This window comes from Thermopirellula anaerolimosa (assembly GCF_054657335.1).
The window spans coordinates 2,166,151-2,188,287 of the sequence record NZ_BAAHYX010000006.1 but is presented as its reverse complement, the minus strand read 5'-3'; the positions used below and the strand labels follow the sequence as shown (position 1 = coordinate 2,188,287).

Annotated in this window: 17 protein-coding genes; 8 read left to right on the top strand and 9 right to left on the bottom strand. The window is 62.0% G+C overall.

Annotation, left to right across the window (positions count from 1 at the left end):
- Window positions 1-132: 132 nt before the first annotated feature.
- Together ybeY and ACYQ6J_RS13905 are read left to right on the top strand one after the other, a co-directional pair.
- Entirely contained in the window at window positions 133-564 is a 432-nt protein-coding gene (gene ybeY / locus ACYQ6J_RS13910; protein ID WP_460184791.1) for an rRNA maturation RNase YbeY, read from the top strand.
- A 19-nt stretch (window positions 565-583) separates the two neighbouring features.
- Window positions 584-1,948: a hemolysin family protein gene (locus ACYQ6J_RS13905; protein WP_460184790.1), complete on the top strand. Its 1,365-nt coding sequence runs from the start codon at window positions 584-586 to the stop codon at window positions 1,946-1,948.
- Here ACYQ6J_RS13905 and ACYQ6J_RS13900 read toward each other — a convergent pair.
- Window positions 1,931-2,977 (bottom strand): type II secretion system F family protein, encoded by a 1,047-nt coding sequence (locus ACYQ6J_RS13900; RefSeq protein ID WP_460184789.1) that lies wholly within the window; start codon window positions 2,975-2,977, stop codon window positions 1,931-1,933. The genes ACYQ6J_RS13905 and ACYQ6J_RS13900 overlap by 18 nt on opposite strands.
- Window positions 2,978-3,171: 194 nt before the next feature.
- A complete protein-coding gene (locus tag ACYQ6J_RS13895) occupies window positions 3,172-4,071 on the bottom strand; it encodes a DUF4405 domain-containing protein (protein ID WP_460184788.1) in 900 nt (299 codons plus the stop codon).
- A 727-nt stretch (window positions 4,072-4,798) separates the two neighbouring features.
- Here ACYQ6J_RS13895 and ilvN point away from each other — a divergent pair.
- The 3 genes from ilvN (at window position 4,799) to ACYQ6J_RS13880 (ending at window position 7,076) form a co-directional block, all read left to right on the top strand.
- Complete coding sequence (gene ilvN, locus ACYQ6J_RS13890) at window positions 4,799-5,335, top strand: acetolactate synthase small subunit (RefSeq protein WP_460184787.1); 537 nt, start codon at window positions 4,799-4,801, stop codon at window positions 5,333-5,335.
- A gap of 113 nt (window positions 5,336-5,448) precedes the next feature.
- Window positions 5,449-6,453: a ketol-acid reductoisomerase gene (ilvC, locus tag ACYQ6J_RS13885; protein WP_460184786.1), complete on the top strand. Its 1,005-nt coding sequence runs from the start codon at window positions 5,449-5,451 to the stop codon at window positions 6,451-6,453.
- Between the two features lie 449 nt (window positions 6,454-6,902).
- The gene (locus ACYQ6J_RS13880; protein ID WP_460184785.1) at window positions 6,903-7,076 is read left to right on the top strand and encodes a ferredoxin family protein; all 174 of its coding nucleotides are present in this window, start codon (window positions 6,903-6,905) and stop codon (window positions 7,074-7,076) included.
- 144 nt (window positions 7,077-7,220) lie between these two features.
- Here the strand turns inward: ACYQ6J_RS13880 and ACYQ6J_RS13875 are convergent, their stop codons facing one another.
- The 6 genes from ACYQ6J_RS13875 to ACYQ6J_RS13850 form a co-directional block, all read right to left on the bottom strand.
- Complete coding sequence (locus ACYQ6J_RS13875; RefSeq protein ID WP_460184784.1) at window positions 7,221-7,958, bottom strand: 3-keto-disaccharide hydrolase; 738 nt, start codon at window positions 7,956-7,958, stop codon at window positions 7,221-7,223.
- Window positions 7,959-8,044: 86 nt separating this feature from the next.
- A complete protein-coding gene (locus ACYQ6J_RS13870; protein WP_460184783.1) occupies window positions 8,045-9,532 on the bottom strand; it encodes a sulfatase family protein in 1,488 nt (495 codons plus the stop codon).
- Window positions 9,533-9,578: 46 nt separating this feature from the next.
- The gene (locus ACYQ6J_RS13865; protein WP_460184782.1) at window positions 9,579-11,639 is read right to left on the bottom strand and encodes a beta-galactosidase; all 2,061 of its coding nucleotides are present in this window, start codon (window positions 11,637-11,639) and stop codon (window positions 9,579-9,581) included.
- Window positions 11,640-11,783: 144 nt separating this feature from the next.
- On the bottom strand, window positions 11,784-13,214 hold the full coding sequence (locus ACYQ6J_RS13860) for an alpha-amylase family glycosyl hydrolase (RefSeq protein WP_460184781.1): 1,431 nt from the start codon (window positions 13,212-13,214) through the stop codon (window positions 11,784-11,786).
- Between the two features lie 56 nt (window positions 13,215-13,270).
- Window positions 13,271-14,128 (bottom strand): sugar phosphate isomerase/epimerase family protein, encoded by an 858-nt coding sequence (locus ACYQ6J_RS13855; protein ID WP_460184780.1) that lies wholly within the window; start codon window positions 14,126-14,128, stop codon window positions 13,271-13,273.
- A 78-nt stretch (window positions 14,129-14,206) separates the two neighbouring features.
- A complete protein-coding gene (locus tag ACYQ6J_RS13850) occupies window positions 14,207-15,028 on the bottom strand; it encodes a hypothetical protein (RefSeq protein ID WP_460184779.1) in 822 nt (273 codons plus the stop codon).
- A gap of 187 nt (window positions 15,029-15,215) precedes the next feature.
- On the opposite strand from ACYQ6J_RS13850, the gene ACYQ6J_RS13845 reads away from it, so the two are divergent.
- Complete coding sequence (locus ACYQ6J_RS13845; protein WP_460184778.1) at window positions 15,216-16,796, top strand: MFS transporter; 1,581 nt, start codon at window positions 15,216-15,218, stop codon at window positions 16,794-16,796.
- A 91-nt stretch (window positions 16,797-16,887) separates the two neighbouring features.
- Here the strand turns inward: ACYQ6J_RS13845 and ACYQ6J_RS13840 are convergent, their stop codons facing one another.
- Window positions 16,888-17,898 carry a glycoside hydrolase family 43 protein gene (locus ACYQ6J_RS13840; RefSeq protein ID WP_460184777.1) on the bottom strand — a complete coding sequence of 337 codons (1,011 nt, stop codon included), beginning with the start codon at window positions 17,896-17,898 and terminating at the stop codon, window positions 16,888-16,890.
- Window positions 17,899-18,333: 435 nt separating this feature from the next.
- Here ACYQ6J_RS13840 and ACYQ6J_RS13835 point away from each other — a divergent pair, with 435 nt between their 5' ends.
- A complete protein-coding gene (locus ACYQ6J_RS13835; protein ID WP_460184776.1) occupies window positions 18,334-20,574 on the top strand; it encodes a hypothetical protein in 2,241 nt (746 codons plus the stop codon).
- Between the two features lie 312 nt (window positions 20,575-20,886).
- The gene (locus tag ACYQ6J_RS13830) at window positions 20,887-21,933 is read left to right on the top strand and encodes a hypothetical protein (RefSeq protein ID WP_460184775.1); all 1,047 of its coding nucleotides are present in this window, start codon (window positions 20,887-20,889) and stop codon (window positions 21,931-21,933) included.
- The last annotated feature ends 204 nt before the right edge of the window (window positions 21,934-22,137 follow it).

The window sequence follows — 22,137 nt, the reverse complement described above, 5'->3', positions numbered from 1 at the left end:
TCGGATACAGGACATACCGGGTTTTCAGAACTTCCGCGGGGAAGGCGCCGCGCCGAGTCGGATCGTGCGATGGATCGGGCGGCGCGACCGGGTTGCAAGCTGCGACCGCGCACTCCGCGGCGACGTGCCATCATGATTCGCGTACCGATTGCCGTACTGTGCCGAGTCGTGCCCGTCGACCGACGCCGCATCCGCCGCGCCGTGACGTTGGTGCTTTCGGAGGCGGGCTACGAGACGGGGGAAATCAGCGTGGCGGTGGTGGACGACGCCGAGATGCGGGCCTTGCACGAACGCTATTTGAACGACGATTCCTCCACCGACGTCTTGAGTTTTCCCCTGGAAGTAGAGAACAATCACATAGAGGGCGAGATCGTCGTCTGTGCGGAAACCGCCGCCCGGCAAGGCCCGCGATTCGGCCGACCGCCCGAGCATGAACTCATTTTGTACGTCGTCCACGGGGCGTTGCATTTGGCGGGCTACGACGACGTCGCCCCCCGCGATCGGACCGTGATGCGACGACGGCAAGACGAGTACCTCGAACGTCTCGGCTTGGGAAGCGGGTAAAGGAGGTCGGTAAGTTCACGTGGAGGCCCAAGATCTCAGTTTTTGGATCCTGGCGTGCGGCGTGGTGTGCGTCGGAGTTCTGTCCGCCGGTGTCCGCTCTCTCCGCGACTTTCCGCGCCACAAGCTGGCCGATCTGTGCCGGCGCCATCATCGTCCGCAGCGTTTGGCCGAGGTTCTGCGTGCGTATCGCGGCGCCGCGGATGCCGCCGAATTGCTGGAATGGGCGGCGCTGGCCGCGGTGGTGTTGGCGGCGGCGCACCGGGTGCTCCTCGCGTTCGAGAGCGCCGGGGGCCCGGACGGCCCGCCGCACGGCGTGCAACTCGTGCCCGTCGCTTTGAGCGGTCTGGGGATCGCCGCGGCGGTTCTCATCGTAGGCGTCTTCATTCCCCGCGCCGTCGCCGCGATTTGGGCGGCGCCCGTCGTGTACCACCTCTGGCCGCTTTGGAGGGGATTCGCCCGAGTCTTGCGACCGATCGTTCGGACCGCCGAAGCCGTTCAAATCCTTCTGGCGCGGTTGACGGACAACGTCGCCGACGAAGATGAGGAGGAGGACGAATTCGAGGAGGAAATTCGCTCCTTGATGACGGCGGGAGAACGGCAGGGCTATCTCGAGGAAGACGCCAAGGAGATGATCGAGGGCGTCATCAAGTTGAGCGACGTGGACGCCGCCGAAATCATGACGCCCCGCAGCGAAATGTTCGCCTTGCCCGGCGAATGGTCGTGGGACGAGATGCTGGAGGCGGTGATTCGGGAGGGGCACAGTCGCATTCCGGTCTTCAACCAGACCCGTGACAACATCGTGGGCATCCTGTACACGAAGGACCTTCTCCCGCACCTGGCCCGACCCAATGCCGAGGCCGATCGCCCGCCCTGGACCGCCCTGCTCCGCGAACCGTTGTTCGTCCCCGAGACCAAACCCGTCGATGCCCTGCTGGAGGACTTCCAGCGCACGCGTAACCACATGGCCGTTGTGCTGGACGAATACGGGGGCGTCTCCGGCGTCGTTACGTTGGAAGATATTTTGGAAGAGATCGTCGGCGAGATCGGCGACGAATTGGATCCCGAACAGGTCGAGGAAATTCAACCGCTGGAGAACGGGCGCGCGGAGGCCCTGGGTTCCGCGCGCGTCGAGGAGATCAATCGCCGCCTGCACCTGGAATTGCCGGAAGATCCCGACTACGACACGATCGCGGGCCTCTTGATGTCCCATTTGGGCCGGATTCCCGCCTGCGGCGAGGCGGTCGAGTTCGGCGGCGTTCGGGTCCGAGTCTTGGAAGCGACGCCGCGTCGCGTGCAGCGGGTGCTGATCGAGTGGACTGCCGAGACCGACGACACCGACCGCGTCGGCGTCCCGCCGGAATCCGATTCAGAAACCGGGCGGTAGATTTTCGTAGATTTGGCCGATGTAGAACATCGCCAGGCGGAAAATCAAAAAGACCATCACGCCCACGATCAGGGCCATGACCAATCCCGCCCCGACGATGCTCAGCATCTTCATGGCGGCGGCGGCGCGTCGCGTGTATTCTCGGCTCAACCCCTCCAGGGCGGCGTCCAACGTGCCGCTTTCCTCTCCCGCCCGCAAGGCATCCAGCCACTCGCCGGGAAAGAAATGCGTCTCGGCGAAGCCTTGGTACAGGGAATTGCCGCTTTGAATGGAGCGGTGGAGCATCGGGCGCAGGTCGTCGAAGGCGGCATTGTCCGCGGTTTGCAGGGCCAAATCCACCGCCGAAATGACGTCCATCCCGCCGCGGAACGTGGCGTACATGGCCCACGTCATGCGAGCCAGGGCCAGCGTATGGGCGATCCTGCCGATGACGGGGATTTTCAGGACCAATCGCTGCAAGGGGCGGAGAGCAAGCCACCCGCGCCGCCATCCGTACGCCGCCCAGGCAATTGCCGCAACCGACGCAACCACGCAGAACAGATAGATCGCCAGACCCGTGTTGCCGACCAATCCCAACCCCAGGGGATCCACGGACTTGCCGCTCATGTTGCTGATGACGCCCATCACCCAAATCAAAAAGCCGATCACTCCGACCGCCAGCACCAGTTCGGTGAGCGGCCAAGCCAAGAGTTTCCAGAACAAGGCGCGGCGGGAGCGTTCCTCTTCGTAGTAATCGGCGAGCAGTCGCAGGGCCTCGGGCAGCGCCCCGGTGGTTTCCCCCACCTTCACCATGCGAAGGAACAGCGGCGGGAAGTAGGCCCCGGCGGCGGTCGCTGCGTCACTGAGGCTCTGCCCCCGATCGACCGCCTGAGAAATCTCGCGCACCACGCGGCGACTCGTCGGCGAGACGACGCGGTCGATCTCCCGCTTCCAAATCGCCCGCATCTCGATGCCGGCCTCGATTTGCATGGCCAACCGGCGACACAATTCGATCAATTCGCTTTTGCCGATTCGGGGTTCGGGCAGCATGAGGGCACCTCCACCCCTTAGCTTACTCGCCCGAACTCGCCCGCGGCAGTCCGAAATCGCGGAATCGTGAGGCACAGAGTCCCAATTCTCGATCCCTGGGGAATCGCGGCACGCTCTTGTCGCCGGGGGAAAGCGGAGGTCGGATCGGGCGACTGCACGTGCCGCCGCGTGCAGCGATGTGCCGGCGTGAGCGGCTATCGGTCGTCGCTTGCGTCGGGCGTTCGATGTCGCTCGTCCGTCCAACCGCGACCGCGACCGAAGCCCATGCCTCCTCCCATGCCGGGCCCCATGCCTCCACCCATGCCGCGACCGCCGCCGAAGCCGCCGCCGGGATGTCCCTCGGCGGATCCGTGCTCCCCGCCGCCCGGGGACATGGTGGGAACGCGGTCCCACGATACGTCTTGCAGTTCCGGCACGCGCTCTTGCAACCAGGCGAAGGCGTCCTTGGGGGCGACGCCCAATCGGTCGGCCAACTCTTGCAGTGTCATCCGCGGAGAGACGTCGGAGACGCCCGCTTCGGCGACGATCCGCGCAATCTCTTGGCCGGGAATGCCGACCCAACGCCCGATCTGCCCGAGCGGCAGTTCCTCGGCATGGGGGACGGGCGCCGCGGCGTCCTGCCGCTCCCAATAGTCGCGGAAGTAATCGCGACCGGCGGCCAATAGGTCGAAAGGTCGCGGCAAACGCACGCCGCCGTACACGATCGTTGCCGTCACCAGGACCGCGGCAAGCATTTCCAACCGCAGTTGCGGTAGTCCCAAGATGCCGCACCGGATGTAGCCCCAAAACATCCGCCAATTCAGAAAGAGGTGCCACAATCCGAAGACGAGGAAGGCCGCAGTCACGCAGATGTGCAGGGTGGCCCAGTCCTCTTTGCCCAGCCCCCAAATCCGCCAGTTCGTCCAGTTGGCCGTCCTTCCACGCGGTGACAGATAGAGCACCGTCCCGGAGACCGCCATCGCGGCGAAGAGTCCGAACAGCACGAGCGACGCAAAGCCCTGCCAGTGGAAGCGGAAGGGACGGGCGGGCGGCGCGGATTCGGCAACGGATTGGGAAGGGGGGACGTTCGGCGCTTGGTTCGGGGTTGCGTTCATGGCTGGATACTCGTTGCGTTGGTAAGGAACGGGGTTTCTTCGTCGCGTCGCTCGGGCATACGGTGCTGCACGGCATCGCGTGGCGAGGCGAACGTCCACGAATGCCGGCTTGGTTGCAAAGGGCGTGCCGAGCAACAAGATGCGTTGCGCCGATTCTTTCACCACCAGCTTACGCTGGTGGCTCTAGGTTTCTCCACCACCAGCTTACGCTGATGGCTCTAGGTTTCTCCACCACCAGCTTACGCTGGTGGCTCTAGTGTTTTGTTTTTTGCAGTTTTGGCTTGTGGCGTGGTTTTGTGCTTGTGTGCGTTGTTGTGTGTTAACGTATTTGGGAGCCTCCGGCGTAAGCCGGAGGTGTCTTTCGCTACCCAGCGTCCACCATGCCACCACCAGCTTACGCTGGTGGCTCCAGAAGTAGCCCCAGAAATCGGGATCAACAGGATCACCACCAGCTTACGCTGGTGGCTCTAGGGGTTTGTTAATGTATCTGAGAGCCTCCGGCGTAAGCCGGAGGTGGCCCGGAGGCGGCCGAGGGGCGTCCCTGGCGCGCATTTCTTGCGCAGGGCGAGTCAACCGACCGGACCGATTTTGCGCACTGCGGGACGTGCCTTTTTCGAGCGCCGCCCCGCCTCGGACCCGCCCGGCAACGCGAACCCCGTCCGGCGGGCGCTTGTCCCCAGGGAAATCGGGGGGTAACATAACGGTTTCAGTTCGTTAGGAGTCTTTTATGCGTCATATTCTGTCGGCTCTCGTACAGAACGTGCCGGGCGTGCTATCCCACATCTCGGGCATGTTGGCCTCACGGGGTTACAACATCGACAGCCTGGCCGTGGGGGAAACCGAAGACCCTCGCCTGTCTCGCATGACCTTCGTCGTGGTGGGCGACGGCAAGGTCTTGGAGCAGGTCCGCAAGCAACTGGAAAAGATCGTCACCGTGGTCCGGGTGGACGACATCAGCTCCCGCGACTATGTGGAGCGGGATTTGATGCTGATCAAGGTGTCGGCCCCGTCCGGGCGGCGGAGCGAAATCCGCGAATTGGTCGAGGTCTTCCGCGGTCGCATCGTGGACATCTCCCACGATAGCATGATCATCGAGATCGCCGGGCAGGAAAAGAAAGTCGAGTCGTTCATCGAACTGATGCGGCCCTACGGGATTCTGGAGTTGTGCCGCACCGGTCGCATCGCCATGGTGCGCGGCTCCGAGTCGCTGAAACCGCAACCGGACGAGGATACCGCCCAAGCCGCCCCCGTGGCCGCCTCGTAGCGTGTCGCGCACCGGATCGACGCGCCCCGGCGAGGTCCGCGGCAAGGTTTCCCTGCGGATTCGGATTGGACCATCGTTTCGCAAGATAGAGCAAGATAGAAAGGAAGATTCCCATGCCGGCCAAGGTCTATTACGATCAGGATGCCGATTTGTCCCTGTTGAAAGGCAAGACGGTCGCCATTGTGGGCTACGGATCGCAGGGTCATGCCCACGCCCAAAACCTGCGCGACAGCGGCGTGAATGTGATCGTGGCCGAATTGCCCGGCACCGCCAACTACAAGCTGGCCGTCGAGCACGGTTTTCAGCCGCTATCCACGGAAGAGGCCGCCAAGAAAGCCGACCTCTTGACGCTGTTGGCCCCGGACGAACTTCAGGCCGATATCTTCCGCACCCAAATTCGCCCGCATCTCAAGCCCGGCAATATCTTGGTCTGCTCGCACGGTTTCAACGTCCACTACGGCCAATTCGATATGCCGGAGGGTGTGGCGGCGATCCTGGTGGCGCCCAAGGGTCCGGGCCACTTGGTTCGTTCGGAATTCGTCAAAGGCGGCGGCGTCCCCTGCCTGGTGGGCGTCGGCCCCGGCGGCAATGACGAAACGCTCAAAGTCGCCTTGGCCTACGCCAAGGGTATCGGCGGCACGCGGGCGGGCGTCATCCAAACCACCTTCGCCGAAGAAACCGAAACCGACCTCTTCGGCGAACAAGTCGTCCTCTGCGGCGGCGTCAGCGAGCTTATCTGCGCGGCCTTCGAGACCCTCGTCGAGGCCGGCTATCAGCCCGAGTTGGCCTATTTCGAGTGCATGCACGAGTTGAAACTGATCGTGGACCTGATGTATCAGGGCGGTCTCAGCTACATGCGGTACAGCATCTCGAATACGGCCGAGTACGGCGACTACACGCGCGGGCCGCGGATCATCACCGACGAAACCCGGGCCGAGATGAAGAAAATTCTAAAGGAAATCCAGACCGGCCTGTTCGCTAAGGAATGGATTTTAGAAAACAAGGCCAACGCACCGCAGTTCAAGGCCCTCCGCCGCCGCGCCCGAGAGCACCAAATCGAGCAGGTCGGCAAGGCCCTCCGCAAGATGATGAGCTGGATCGACTCGAAGGAAGTCTGATCCTCGGTTTCGCAGCATTGCGGACCCGGTTTGAGTAACACCTCCTCGCCGCGGGCATTTGCCCGCGGCTTGCGTTTTCGCATACCGCAAACCGCCTCCCGGAGTCGCCGTCGCGATTCGGGAGCACCAAGTCCGCGGCGGAATTGCCACCCCGTTCTTACGTTTCCCTGTAGAGGGGAATATAATGAATGGCTTGATTTGCGGGTCGGCCTGTTTCCCGGTTGCACTCGCCCAGTCGGGTTCGCCGGATTGCAGGGTAGCAAACTTTTTGGCACCGCGAGTCGTATTAATTAAGGCGAGATTCCCTTCATTCGTCCGGACGACGCTGCGTCCCGCGGTGGATGGGGGCCATTCCCGGTCGTTCGGCATGGTCGGGCCTTTCACAGGTCGGCTCATGACACGGATCGGGCTGCTTTGCGTGTCGGATTTCACTTACAGGAGAGGGACTGATGACGGCCATTGTGAATGCGGAAACCTGCAACGGTTGTGCGGAATGCGTCCAGGTTTGCCCCTTGGATGCGATTGCCATCCAGAATGAAAAGGCCGTGGTCGACGCCGATGTGTGCGGCGATTGCGGTGCTTGCGTGGATGTCTGCCCGACGCAATCGATCACGGTATCGTGAGCAGGGCGGGCGATAAGCCCGAATCCTTGCTTGTCGGCAAAAAATACGACGGCGGCAGTCTCGGGACTGCCGCCGTTTTCGTTGTTTTCCGCAATTAGCGGTACTTCAAAACCGTCAAATGCGGTTTGCCGCATCACGGTCGCGTCACGGTGTGGGTTTGTCGTCCGGCGACAACTCCTTGACATAGATGTTCTTGAAGTACAGCGTGTTGCCGTGGTTCTGCAACTCGATCGCTCCGGTCGGATAGATCGGCTTGTCGCGTTCCCAGTAGTTCTCCATCACCACGTTGTCGACCACCAATTCGCCGTTCAACCACACGCTCACGCGCTCGCCGACCATGCGGATGCGGAACGTGTTCCACTCTCCGACGGGTCGATCCGCGCAGCGGATAGGCTTGCTGGGGTTCTTCTGATTGTTGTAAAGCCCGCCCGAACCCTCGGGATGGGTGGAGGCGTCCCAAATCTGAACCTGCGGGGATCCGCGGAGATAGATGCCGCTGTCGCCGTTCGGCAGGATCTTCCAGTCCACCCACAACTCGAAATCGCCGTAGTCTTTCTGCGTGCAAAGGTTGTCGCCTTTGCCGTCGAAGACCAGGACTCCGTCTTCCACACGCCAATGCTCTCGCATCCGCCGGTCGGCCTCTTCCTGGGCCTTTGCGAGTTCTTCCGCGGTCATCTTGGCCCGCGTGACGGGATTGCCCACCAACCCCTTCCACCCGGTCAGGTCCTTGCCGTTGAATAGGGCGGTGAAGCCCTCGGGAGGAGTGTTGTCGGCGGCGCGGGCGGGACGCGGCGATACCGCCCAAACGACCGTTGCCGCAACCAGTCCGATGAGCAGACAGGACGGCACGCGGAACCGCTTCGCAAACCATCGACGTCTCATGTTGCAGTCTCCTTTCTCCAGAAGCCGAAAACCTATCGCAAGCATTTCATGGCCGGCCTCACGCGGGGCGGCGCTTACGTCGATACCTAGGGTCGGGTGGTCGATTGCTTGGGCCGTTGCCCGTAGTAGGGACACACGTCCCAAAAATCCGTCTCGCCCAAAAACCGGGGGTCGCCCGTCTCTTGCATCCACGTCCGCAACTTGGCGAACAGTTCGCGGCGGATAGGTTCGGTCTCGGGGCGCCCGGCCACGTTCGTCATCTCGCCAGGGTCGTTTTGCAGGTCGTACAACTCGAACTCCGGTCGTTTGCGTCCCGCCGCCGCCAAGAAGAAGGGTCGCATGGCAGGGTCGTCGGCCTTCTCCAGTATTTCCGACCAGGTGGGCGATCCGTCGATGTCGCCGTAGTCGCGGCCCACGGATTCCTCGGGCGGATTGCCGGCGGGCCAATAATCGGGCCGGAGGTTCCAAATCAGGTGCCAGCGCTCGGTGAAGATGCTCCGCACGGGATAGGAGGCGTCGTTGGGCCGCGTCGCGGCATGGCGTTCCCGTTCGGTGAAGACGTGATCGCGGGCGGGATCGACGCGGCCCGAACGATCGGAGAGCAGGATCGGCAGGAGGCTTCGGCCCGTCATCTCGGGCAGGGGAGCCAAGCCCGCCGCCTCCAAAAAGGTCGGTGCCACATCCGTCATGCTGACGAAATCATCCACCACGCGTCCGCCCGGCACCTTGGCCTTCCAGCAGATCGCCAGCGGCACGTGCGTTCCGGCGTCGTAGCAGGTGGCCTTGGCCTTGGGGAAGGGCATGCCGTTGTCGCCCGTCACCACGATCAGCGTGTTTTCCAAACGTCCCGCCTCTTCCAGCACTTGCAGGGCCTCGCCCAACTCGCGATCGAACCGCTGCACCTCGAAGTAGTAATCGGCGATGTCGGAGCGGACGGTAGGGGTATCCGGCAGAAAGGGCGGCACGGCGATCGTGGCGGGATCGATCCCCGCCTTCTCGCCGCTGCCGGGTTCGTAGGGCCGGTGGGGATCGGAACTGCCGAACCAGAAGCAGAAGGGCCGATCGGGAGGGACCGTCTTGAGGAACTCGGCGAAGTTGCGGAAATTCGGCCCGGCGGGATTGCGACTCCTACCGGTGTTTTCCAAACTTCCCGGCCCCCAACCCTTGCGCATCAATCCCACCGCGTAGCCGTTGCTTTCGAGGATGTCGGGATAGCAGCGGAACTTGGCGGGCAACAGGCTCCAGAGGTTGGCCCCGAACTCCAGGCGATGCGCCGCCTGCCCCGTCAGAATGCTCCCCCGCGAGGCCGTGCAGGTCGGGGCCATCACGTGCGCCCGGCTAAACAACACGCCGTCGCGCGCAATGCGGTCGAAGGTGGGAGTTTTGACCACGGGGTCGCCGTAAGCCCCGGCGTGCGGCCAGGCCCAATCGTCCGCGATGGCGAAGATGATGTTCGGTCGGGCGTCGGCTTGAGCTTTGTTCTCGGCGGCAACGACCGGGGCGACCGACATCGCCCAAATCGGCGCCAGGACGACGATCCCCAGCGCGATCGCCTTCAGCAATTTTCGACTCATGATTCAACCTCCCCGATTGAAATGGTATGTATGCGGTTGGGCAAGATCACGGACGCGACGCCGCCCCGGCGCGGTACGAGTACATGGTTTGCCCGATCTCGCGTGCGGCGGCACGCAACTCGGGATAGGGTGTGTCGCACACGTCCAAGAAGCCGATCTGGTAGTTTTCGCCGTCACCCCGCCCGGTCGTCGCCTGATCCACGAACTGGAACCAGTGCGTGCCGACGATCAGGGGATTTTCCAGGGCGCCGCGGACGTATCGGCGGTAGGCGTCGGCGCGGTCCTTTTGATCGGCCGTTTCCCGCAGGCCGGTGTGAAACATCCCGCGGTCCAAGGCCCCGAAGTGGAATTCGCCGATCACGACCGGCAAATCCAATCCCTCCGGCAAGCGGAGGTCGCGGACGCTGATTTCGTAGCGGTTGAAGCTGATGACGTCGCAGTATTTGGCGGCGGCGCGAATCGCGCGATCGTTGACCCAAGCGAAGCGACAGCCCAGATAGAGCTTGTTCGGGGCGGCGGCCTTGACGGCCTCGCGGCAGCGGCGGAAATACTCTTCGGCAATGCGGGTGTAGAAGGCGGCCAAATCGTCGTGTGCCTTCTCCTTGTCCGGGGCCTCGGTGTGGGACAGAAGGGCGTCCCAAGAGGCGTGCTCGGTACCCCACGCCCGATTCAGGGCATCGATCGTTTCGTATTTCGCTTTGAGATCGGCGAGGAAGGCGACCTTGGCCGGTTGATCGGCCGGGGATTGCAAGGCGGCGACGGCCAGCGACAACTCGTCCCCCCAGGCCAATTCATTGTCCACGAAGTAACCGATGCACCACGGGTCCCGGGCCGAGGTCTCCGCCTCGCGCTCCGCGGCGGCCTTCAGGTTTCGGTCGAAGTCGGGATCGAAAGGATCGGCGAACTTGCCCCAGTATCCGGTGGAGCCTTCGATCCGCCTTGCGCCCGCCCCCAGCGTCACGGTGTAAGACGTTTTGCTCATTCGGTACAACGCCGGGTCCGACCAATTGCCGATGGTGTTCAGCCCCCAACTTCGCAGTCGGACGTGGGCCAGTTCGTTGAACCGCGCTTCCCAATCGGCGCCGTACTTGCGCAGGAGGTTGGCGGCCGAAAAGCAATAGGTCGTGTAGGCGCCTTTGTTCTGATAATACCCGTGGGGAGCCCAATTTCCGCGACCGTAAAAGGCCCCCAGCGCGGTATCGCGCGGCGGCAGGTCGGCGAAGTAATGTTCGCGATCGGTGATCGGGGTGTAGGCGGTCGTCGCCCGAACGCAGTCCGTCCCGTGCGACCAAAACAGTCGGCCCGTGGGATCGACCAACCACCAGCGTCCTTCATGCTTCTTGGGGTAGAAGTGGCCGGTCGCTTCCAATTGCGGACCTGTCGCCCAACCGCCGAACGGAGTCCACGCCTCCGGTCCGGGATGGGCCGCCAAGTCGGCCTGCTCCTCCGCGATCCGCCCCCGCAATTCCGTTTCGTCATGCACCTTGCCCGGCCAATCGCCGTGCGCGTACTGGCCGAACGCGTCGATCATGGGGAAGAGTCTCGCGGTATCCCCGTCCCACCAAGACGGTCTCGCGAAATTCTCCACCGCGGCCACTCGGCCGATCTCCAAGGTTTGGCCGGCCTTGGCGTCGCGGATGCCGATGAAGACCTCCTTGACCTGGGATGCGTCGATGCCGCGCTCGGGATCCATCAACTCGGGAAAGCCGCGCATGCCGAAGAAGACGTCCTTCAATGCCTTCGGGACGATGCGGCGGAGCGTTACCCGCAACGCAACCGATTCGCCGGGTTCCAGTTCGAAGTCGCGAGAGGCGGCGCGGTTGTTATTGGCGGGAGAGCGAACGCCCAATTGGACCCGCACGCGACGCTCGCCGGGATTCCGCAATTCGGCCTCGACGAAGCGGTAGCCGAAAAGGTCGAGATACGGTTCCTTGAACACGAGACGGAATCGAGCTTGCGCGCCGTCCTCCGAGACCGTGAACCGCAGCTTCTTGCCGTCCGGCGTATCGACGGGAGACACGTCCGCATGGTCCACGGCCAGCCGGCCGCCCTCCCAAGATTCCGCAACGCCGGGGTCGATCAGCACCCGGGGAGAATCGTCGGCCATCGCCGGCATACCGATCATTGCAACAAGGCCAAGGGCGATCCCATGAGCGAGACTCGGAATAGCGTGGTTTTTCACGGCGGCACCTTCGAAGGAGTTATGAGGGTTGGGTTGGGATGGATTGCGATTGCGGCCCATGGCAGGCCGTCAATTCGCCCACACACAATAGCCCCACGGAGCGAGTTCCAGCGGTTGCGAGGTCAAGTCGGCGAGCGAACGCTCTTCGTCGGTAAACACCTCGCGGAACGTCCGCCGGTCGTCGGGCAAGTCGCGCGGCAGTTCGGCGAGGACGCACCGGACGGTTTCCCCGCTGAGGTTGCAGACGGTCGCCGCGCAGTCGTCTTCGCTCCGCCGCACGAAGGCGTACACGGCCGGGTCGTCCGCGGCGACGCGGCGAAAATCGCCGCGGTACAAGGCGGGGTGCTCGCGGTAGAGCGAAAACAGTCGGCGGTAGAAATTGAAAAAGGGTGATTCATCCCAGGCCAATTTCCGCGGGGTGCGCTCCAGAAGGCCCAATTCCTGGCCGTTCCAGATCATGGGTCGTCCGAAGGGCAGCGTCGTCATGAGCACCGCCGCGGCTTGGTGGGCCGGTCCGTACTTCTCCGTCAACGACGTTCGTTCCAAAAACGGGATGTCGATGAACGGTCGATTGCCCCAGGCGTAACCCGACCCGGCCATGTCGTGATTCGTCAAATGCCTCATGCGGAGGGCGGGCGGGGGATAGCGCCGCCGCTCGCCGAGCAGGAATTCATCGAAGAGGTCGGGCTTGCCCCCGAAATGCACGACCTTCCACACCACCGTTTGGAACGTCCAATCGTAGGTCATATGGAAGACGGGGTGCAACTTGGGGTCATCGGATTCCGCCAGCCAAAAGATCGGCTTGGCGGCCTGAAGTTGCGGCGCCAACCACTCCCAGTATTCCATGGGCAGCGCGCCCGCCACGTCCTCGCGAAAGCCGTCCACGTCGAACTCGCGGATCCAGTACAGGCGCGCGTCTCGCATGTAGTTCCAAACCTCGCGGTTGGAGTGATCGAGTTGCGCGACGTCCGCCCAGGGACCGGCCTGGCGGATGCGTCCTTCCGCATCCTTGACGTAAAATTCGGGGTGCGATTGGAGCAGGGGATTGCCCCAGGCCGTGTGGTTCGGCACCCAATCCATGATCAAGTACATCCCGGCCTCGTGGACCGCCCGCACCAACCGCCGAAAGTCCTCCTTCGTGCCGTAACGCGGATCCACGTCGTAATAATCGCGGACGCAGTAGGGACTGTCGTAGTGGGGTTTGTCGGGGGGATTGCCGCTGCGTGGGTGGATGGGCATCAGCCAGATGATGCCCACCCCCAATCGCCGCAAATCGGGCAAGCGCGATTCGAAGGCGCGGAACGTCCCCGCTTCCGTCTGCTTTTCCAGCGAGACCTCGTAGATGGGTTGATTCCACGACCACGCGGGTCCGGCGGGTTCCTGCGGGGGAAACGCCGCCCGCGCTCCCTCGAATGCGTCTCCGCGACCGCTCGCCATCATCCATCCTCCCCACCACAGGATCCCCCAAGCGAGAAGGCGACGCCACTGTTTGCCTTGCATTGGTCGGGTTCCTCCGCCTCCGCCGGGCGGCAATCCCGCTCGGTCGCATTTTCGGCTCATCGGGCTTGACGCCGCGCCACGTTCTCTTTCATGAAGCGCAAACCGTCGGTCGCCAGCTGCCGCTCGCTCTGGTACATGCGGCGCCAAATCTTCGTGGCCGGGACCAGCTTGTCGAGCGCCAAACCGAAGGCCTCGATGACCATCGTGTTATCGTAGCCGATCTCGCTCAGCGTATCGAACACGGCGTCCCAACGGACGTTGCCGCTGCCCGGCGTGCTGCGATCGTTCTCCGAGATGTGCACGTGGACCAAATGGTCCTTGAGGGCGCGGATCGCCTCCGGGATGCTCTTCTCCTCGATGTGGGAGTGGAAGGTGTCGAACATCATCTTGCAGCGGGGGTGATCGACGTCGCGGCAGAAGCGGGCACCGTCCGCGGCGGTGTTCAGAAAGTAGCATTCGAAGCGATTGAGGTACTCGATGCCCAGCGTGACGCCGACCTTTTCGGCGTGCTCGGCGACCTCGCGCATGGCGTCCACGCCCCACTTCCACTCGTCCTCCGTGGGACCGCGCCCGGAGAACACGCCCAGCGCGGAGTGGAACGGACCGGCCATGATCTCCGCTCCCAGCATGGCGCAGCAATCCAGATTCCGCTTGTTGGCCTCGATCCCTTTCCGGCGGACGGCCGGATCGGCGCTGATGGGGTTCTCGTCGGGGCCGCGGATCGCGGTGGCGGTTCGGCCCAAGCCCAACTCGTCCATCCGCGCAGCCCATTTGCGATAGTTGGCGTCGTTGTCCAAATCGAAGACCGGCAACTCCACAATGTCGAAACCGATCTCCTTCACCTCGTCCAACAGCGGAAGACATGCGTCGTTGAGGGTATCGGTCCACATCAACAAGTTCATTCCAAACCGCATGGTCGTGCTCCTCTTTACGGCATGTGGAAAGCGGAAAACCGATTCGTTTCGGCGGGGGCGGTTCGTTTTGCGGGCCGATCAAGCGGGAACTACCGACTCGGCCGAATCGTCGCGGTCCGCTCGGTCGCCGCTCGATTCCGCCGACTCCGCCGCTTCCGGGCGACACGGTGCCAAAAGCCCCTCTTGCCGCGCTGCGATCAACGCCCTTAACCGCGGCAAAGTGTCGAATAATTCGTCGGGCAAGGGCGGCAACCGCAGTCGCCGCATCACCTGACCCAATCGCATCCATAGTTTGTCATCTTCCAAGTAGTCGAACAAGATGCGCTCCCGGCAAAACAGTCGAATGAACGGCGCGAAGCCGGGAATCGGCTGACCGGTCATGCGTGACACGCTCGCCGCGATCGCCTCGGCCGACACGCCCTCCAGTGCCCGATAGTAGGCATCGATTTCGTTCGGCAAACGTGCCGCCAAGGCTGCATCCAGCAGGACCTCGACCAAGAGATGCGAGAGGAAGACCGTCGGGATACGACCTTCGACCATGGTCGGCCGAATCACGCTCAGCACCGTCGTCAGGGCCTCCGAAAAGGCCGGCGTGCCGTGGAAACGCCGGTCGTCCGTCAAATGTTGAAGGATGCCGGCGGCCACGCGACGACGGACGCCGTCGCCGTTTTCCAAATGAGGAGCCACTACCCGCGGACGCAACCGCACGCCGCGATTCACGACCGACAACCAATCCGGCACGGCGGTCCCCGCGGCGAAATACGGATCGTGCAAATACCGATAGGCATGCGCAAAATAGTTCATACGGAAATCATACCCGATATCCCGCTCCGGCACCCCATGTTCGCTCGGTGCTTGCACTGCCGCGTTCCAGCCTTTTCGGACGGTTGACAGGGACATTTCCATTCACGACTTGAGGGGGCATTCCTATTCAGGGAGGACACACATTTTCGCAAAGCTTTCCGTCACCCCGGCGTCGTGTTAAAATACGCCCCTGTTGAGTCGCCGCTCAACCGCCCTGGACCGTTTGCCGGGGATCGGCGGGAAACGAGATTCGCGGCATTCTCAAGAGAAGGGAGACGTCCACATGTGGTCCGAAAGCACCTGGCTGCGCGCGCGATTGTCGATCCTGATGTTCTTCCAGTTCTTCGTCTGGGCAAGCTGGATGGTCCCCATCGGGACCTACGGACCGATGTCGCTCGGGTTGACGGGCGGCGAAATGGGATGGATCTTTTCCACCACGGCCATCGCGGCCATCGTCTCGCCGCTGTTCGTGGGTTATATCGCCGACCGACTGTTCGCCACGCAACACGTGCTCGCCGCCCTCCACGTGATCGGCGGCGTGTGCATCATCTTGGCGGGCATGTCGGGAAGCTTTGCCCCGCTCTTCGGTTTTCTTCTGGTCAGTACGCTGGCCTTTATGCCCACTTTGGCGCTGGCCAACTCCCTGACCTTCCGTAACATCGAAGATCCGGCCATGTTTCCCCGGATCGCCTTGTTCGGCACGATCGGCTGGATCGTCTCCGGATTCATCGTGGGGATCGTGCTGGGAGAAAAGTCGCCCGCCTTCCTGTACCTGGCCGGCATCATCGAGTTGCTGCTGGCGGGTTATGTGCTGACTCTGCCCCATACGCCGCCGCAGAAAAAGGGCGACGCCGGCAAGGGCGATTTTCTGGGGCTTTCGGCCCTGCAACTCCTCCGTGATCCCGAGTTCCTCCTCTTTACCGTTTGCGCCTTCTTGATCGGCATCCCGGCGGTTTACTATTTCGTAAGCTGCAACTTGTACCTGTCGCAGATCAACGCCCCCGCCCCCACCACGCTGATGACGCTGGGCCAACTGGGCGAAATCCTGGTCATGGCCGCCATGCCGATCTTCATCGCGCGGTTCGGGCTGAAGAAGGTCCTCGCCTTGGGTATGATCGTCTGGGCCATCCGCTATTTCCTGTTCGCCACGCTGAACTTCCCCATCACCATCTTGGCGATCGTGATCCACGGGTTCTGCTACGTCTTCGTGTACGTGGGCGCGTACATTTTCGTGGACACCAAGGCCCCGCGCGACATGCGAGCCAGCGCTCAGAGCTTCATCTCCTTCTTGATGCTCGGCGTGGCCTGGTTCTTGGGAGCCAATCTGGCCGGCAAGACGAACGACTTGTACCCGCCTAAGATTGCCGGCATCACGGCCGAATTGATCCGCGACGAGACGCTCCCCGGCGACTACCAGGTACCGGCCTGGGGCGATCTTCTGGCCAAGTATGACGCGAACAAGGACGGAGCCTTGGAAGAGAACGAGTTCCGAGTGGGCAACGTCTCAGAAAGCGACAAAGATCGCGCCGCGCGGCGCCAAGCCGACGCATTGCTGAGGAAGATTTCCGCCCTCAGTCCGCCGCGGACCCGCGCCGCCATCCGCGCCGCCGTCAACGGCGAATTCTACGTCTCGGCGGAGGATTACGCGGCCATCCAGCGTAACGACTGGCAGAACATCTGGCTCTGGCCCGCCATCGCCTCCCTGGTGGTCGCCGTCATCTTCTACCTGGGCATCCAGGATCGCACGGACGGCAAGCAGGGCGAGAAGAGCGAAGCGGATGACTCCGGGGCGTCATCCGACGTGGTCCGGGCCGAACCGACCGCCGAACCGTCGCAGACGCCGCCGCCCTTGAATCCGGAATAACGCCGGGCCTTCCGCCCGATGCGCGGCGCTTCTTTGCCATCACCGTTAATTGGCCCGAGCCTGCGATTCCATCGCCCCGGTTCGGGCCTTTCTATTGACCGTCCAACTTGGTGCGGATTGTGTCGAAAAGCGAGCGAGGTATCGCCAAGGCGGTGCCGTGCCGCGCTCCCTTCGGGAAAGCCACGCGGTCCGACAGGTCCTCGTACTCGCGGAAGTCTCGCGTTCGCATCATGCCGTAACGGCCTTGGGTGTACGCGTCGAAATAGATGTGCCAAGCGTCGCCCACGCGGAGGATCGACGGTCCTTCCACCCACAGACCGGCGGGCGTAAACGGCGGGGAGGCGGGCGACCACGGTCCCGCCATCCGCTCGGCGAAGCTGACGCGGAGATTCTTGGCGGGCGGGTGCCGCGTCTCGTCCTTCAGTACCATCACATAGCGGTCACCCAGCGGTGCGATTACGGCGTCGATGCAATTGAATCCAGGTTCGTAGAACAACTCGGGCGGGGCATAGTTGCGGAAATCCCGCGTCACGGTGCGATAGATGCGGTGATTCCAACCCTCGTCGCCCGACGCCGCTGTTTCCGGAAACCGCCCCTCCACGGTCGAGGACCAATAGATCACGTATTGCTTGCTCTGAGTATCCCAAGCGATTTCGGGCGCCCAGCAGTTTTTGGCCCCCGGCACGTCCGCCATGACGGGCACGAAACTCGGTTCGGACCAAGAGATCAGGTCGGTGGAATGGGCGATGCCGAAACCGCGGTCGCCCCAACCCGTCGTCCAGACCATGTGGAACGCGCCGTCGGGTCCCAGGCACAGGCAGGGGTCGCGGACCAACTTGCTTCCGACGGTGGGCGTCATAAAGGATCGTCCGCCACCCAGCGGGCTCCATGTCAGACCGTCCTCGCTCCACGCCAAATGCAATCCATCCTCGCCGTTGCCCAGGAAGTAACTGAAAAGATAGACCTCCGGCGACGGTTGCACCCCGCCGCCCGCCGCATCGTCCGCCAAGGCAGGGGACGCCGCGAAGACGCAACACCCCATCGCGACCGTGGCGACCATGGCCGCGGCAACCGACCGGTATCGGCAGCTTTGCTCGCTCATCTTGGAACCCTCTTATTGCGAAGATCGTGTTAACGAGGGATGGAAACTCTCGCATTTGTATGCCCGTACGAGCGATCCTGCAAGGGCTCGGAAAGAGGGATTGTGGGATAGCGATTCTCGATTTGAACTGTCAAGTCGGTCGGGCGAGTGCGATAGATCGCGGTGAAAGCTCCTGAGGCACCGGGAGCCATGCGATGACGCGTGCCGACCATCCCGCCGCGTTGCGATCGGTCCGCCGACGAGCGCGTCCCGGCATCGCTGAGGTGAGATTATTGCATCGCGCAAGCCGACGGAATATCCTATCGCGCGGAAGTGGTTTGGCGACGTGTTGCGGATTTTTGGGGGCACGGGGACGGGCGCTATTCTTTCTTTCCGGTCTCAGGCCCCTGCTCCGATTCCAAAGGGGAGTATCTTTTCGCGAGGGGGAGGTGTGCCATGTCCGCCGTATTGCCTCGTTACGTGATGGGCCTGGTTTTCGTAGTGTTTTGGACGGCCGGTCGGTTCGCTGCATCCCAGACCGCTCCCACCGCCCAGGCGGCAAACGTGTCGGCGTCCTCCGTGCCGGCATCCGCGGAGGAGCTCCCCTCCATCCCGGAATTCGGCAGCGAAGCCGCGAGTGCGCTGGATCGCGCACTGCTTCGGCTTTGGCAGCGAGAAATCGATGCGTATCATCGCTTGACCGAAGACCCGCCGGAAATCCACGATCAGGCGGCGCGATTCATGCGACTGGTTCAGGCCAGCATGCTTCCCACGCCGCGATTGATGGGACCGAAGTCGTTGCCGAGCTTGGGCGAGTCACTCCTAGAGAAAGGATCGCACGACGTCCTGATTCGCGCCTACCTCGGTTGGGCATGGAAGCAGGACGGAGATTATGAGCGGGCGGCGTCGCTGATCGCGTCCGCCTTGAAGGAATGGGATCAATCGCCCTACTCAACCGAAATGCGCCGGGCGGCTTTGACGACGTATGCGAGAATGCTGGCGGAACTGCCGAGTCTGCCGGATGACTTAATCCGACTGCAATTCGACGTCACTACGGCATTCAGGGACTATTTCAACGCGCGATTGGAAGACGAAACGATCACGGAAGATTTAGAGCGGGCTGTGTATTTCGAGGTCGGACGGTTGTGCGGCAATATCACGATTCATGGGCCGCTCACGAGTCGTCTGCCCTTTCTACATCAACTGCGTTTGGAGAAAACCACGCCGTGGCTTCGCTCCATGATGAGTGCCCTGATGCATCAGAGAATGGCTTGGAGCGCTCGAGGCAACCGATTTGCGCACGAGGTACCTCCCGACCAATGGCGACTATTCTATGAATATAGCGAAAAGGCCGTCGAAGAATTGCAAAAAGCCATAGAACTGCGGCCCGATTATCCGGAGGCTTACGCTGCGATGATCGGGATCTCGATGTCCACGGGCCGATACGGCACGCCGCGGGAATGGTTCGAGAAAGCGGTCGCCGCCCAATTCGATCATATTCCGGCCTATTATGCGTATTTGACATCGCTGTATCCTCGCTGGGGCGGGGACCTGGAACAAATGCTGGAATTCGGACGGGAGTGCGCCCGCACCCGGCGATATGATACCAACGTGCCATACCTTTTTGTCATCGCGATAGAAAAAATCGATGAAGAGATGGGATCGAACCACGACATTTGGTCCCAGCCCGGAATATTCGAGCAAGCGATGGAAGTCCTCGACGGTTTGGAAAAAGAACCTGCCCGGGATGGAGAATTGGCGGTGGATCTAAGCCGCCGGTACTTGGCCACGGCCAAGCTGATGATTGCCGCTCGGGCCCGTCGCGTGGACGATTTTCGCCGCATCTACGAGACCCTCCAAGGGCGTCCTGATGAACAAGTCATGTACCTGTGGTATCGTCAGCCGACCTTGACCGTGGCGGAGTATCTTGCATGGTCCAGTCCCGCCCGTCCGTTTCTGGAAGAGGCCCGGACGATCCACCGTATCCCGTGGGAACAGACGACCGAGGAACAAATCGCGCGACTGCAAGAGTTGTTGGATCAAGCCGTCCTTCATGCCGAGGAGGCCCCGGCCAAAGCCTTTTGTGCCGCCCTTCGACAAAGCGCGGACTGGCGATTGGCGTTTCGCTCCGGCGAATGGATCGAACCGCGTTTCGACGAAGATCTATTTTCATGGTTTACCATCTGCGGGCACTGGAAACGGGAGAATGAGCGGACGCTCGTGGGGAAAGCGGATTACAAGACCGGTTTCGCAATGGGGCGCCTGATGTTCTCGCCACCGCCGCCCGTCGAAATCGAATTGGAAATCGAAGCTGCGGTTCCCCGTGGGGCTTTCTACGCATTCGGGATCGGACTGAGGGAGCCTCAATCGAATCCCGACGGACCGCACGATCACCGTTTCCTCGTCCAATACGGCAGTAATGAGGCGGTAGTCTATATGAATAACGACCGCAAAGTCGCGCCGGCGAAGGTGGCGGAACGAAACCTGCTCAAGGTTCAATTGGCCGATCAGCATGTGGTCTTATGGGTGAACGGCGAACGTTGCCTGGATATTCGAGACGGGAACTTTCACCCTTCCGTGCCCTACGACTTCGGCGCTTTCACAAGTATCTTGCACATGGAAAACTTCCGCATCGCCAACCTTCGCATCCGCAAGTGGGCGGATGCCGAGTCGACGGACACTCCGCCGGGAGAATAGGCCGGCGGAGGTCGCGGCTCAAACGCAGGCTTGGGTCGCCAACCAATTACTTCCGACGGTGGGCGTCATAAAGGACCGTCCGCCGCTAGCCATAATGACGCTGCGCGGCTAAGCCATCGCCGACGCATTTACTGGGGACCACACTTTGACATCTTGGGCGCTTCCTTGCTAAACTCGGGTGCGATAACTGACGTTGGAATCACGAATTAAAGCGATTTATAAGTCCTTATTCCACAACACTTTGTCACGAGACATGGCGATTGCGAGCATTCAGCGGTGAATGTCCACAAACCTAGAAAGGGGCTCAAGCCGATGATGGCGGAAATCAACGAACACCATTCTTCTCGTCCCGAACATGTCAGCAGACGAGCGGTCTTGTCGGCCGGCGGTGCCGTTGCCGCGAGCGTCCTTCTCGGACGTCTTTTAGAATCGCCCGCATTTGCAGAAGAATCCAAAGCGGTTACCCCGGGCAATGTGCCGAGACCCTGGCTCAAGTACGCCCGCAAGGATGCGTTCGTGAACGATCCCCGGGTATTTGATCAAATGCTTGAGGCGATGAGCGACGGCGAACGCGCGTCGCTCGCACAAGCTCTTCAAATGCTGCCTAAGATACCGGATCGGGATTTCGCCAGCTTCGGACTGCTGCCTTACTGGGAATACCCGGCGGGACAGCGGCCAAAGACGTACAACGAGGTTTCAGCCGACATTGTGTTGAATGCCATTGAGAAAGGAGCGGTCGATCGCGACCTGATTAGTCCCAAGTCGATACGGAACCAATTCCTTTGGGTTTCAAGTTCCATATTTACGTATCCGACAAAAAGCGGCGTGTACTACCATGACCTCGTGAAATGGGTTGCCGGAAAATACGGCGTGTCCGACGCGGATGTCAAGTCGCTTGCTACCTTTGACTTGGAGAGAAAGATCTTGGAGGTATCCTTCAAGGACCTGTGGGATAAATTGGACCAGAAGGGTCGCCTTAAGGTACTCGAGGCGATTGAGAAGAAGAGCGGCACAACGGTCGGCGACAAGGCGGCAATCGCCGCTCTCGGCGGAGCGGGGGCGCTTGCAGCCTTGAGCGCTACCGTTGCTTTTACCGGATTCGCCTTCTACACAACCATGTCGGTTGTGATCTCCACGGCAGCGGGCATTTTGGGAATTACGCTACCCTTTGCGGCGTACATGGGGGCGTCATCGACGGTTGCGGTACTGGCGGGTCCCGTGGGATGGGTCATTGCAGGTGTGTTGGCCACAGCCGGAATCGTTTTCCTAACGCGCGCGAATTATCGTAAGAGCGCGGCTTTTATCCTCGCCCTACACCTTCTCAAAGCCGAGGCGTACCACGAGGCCGGGGAGCTTTAGGATCGAAGCTCGCGCGGAGGGCCTCGCTTGAACAATTGCGACGATTGTCGAGACACCTCCAGCTTACGCTGGGGGCTCCACGAAGACGCGAAAACAAGCCCTAGAGCCACCAGCGTAAGCTGGTGGTGGGTCTTAGGTAGCGTCGAAGCACCTCCAGCTTACGCGGAAGGTGCCATGAAGGAGCGAAAATAGGCACTGGAGCCA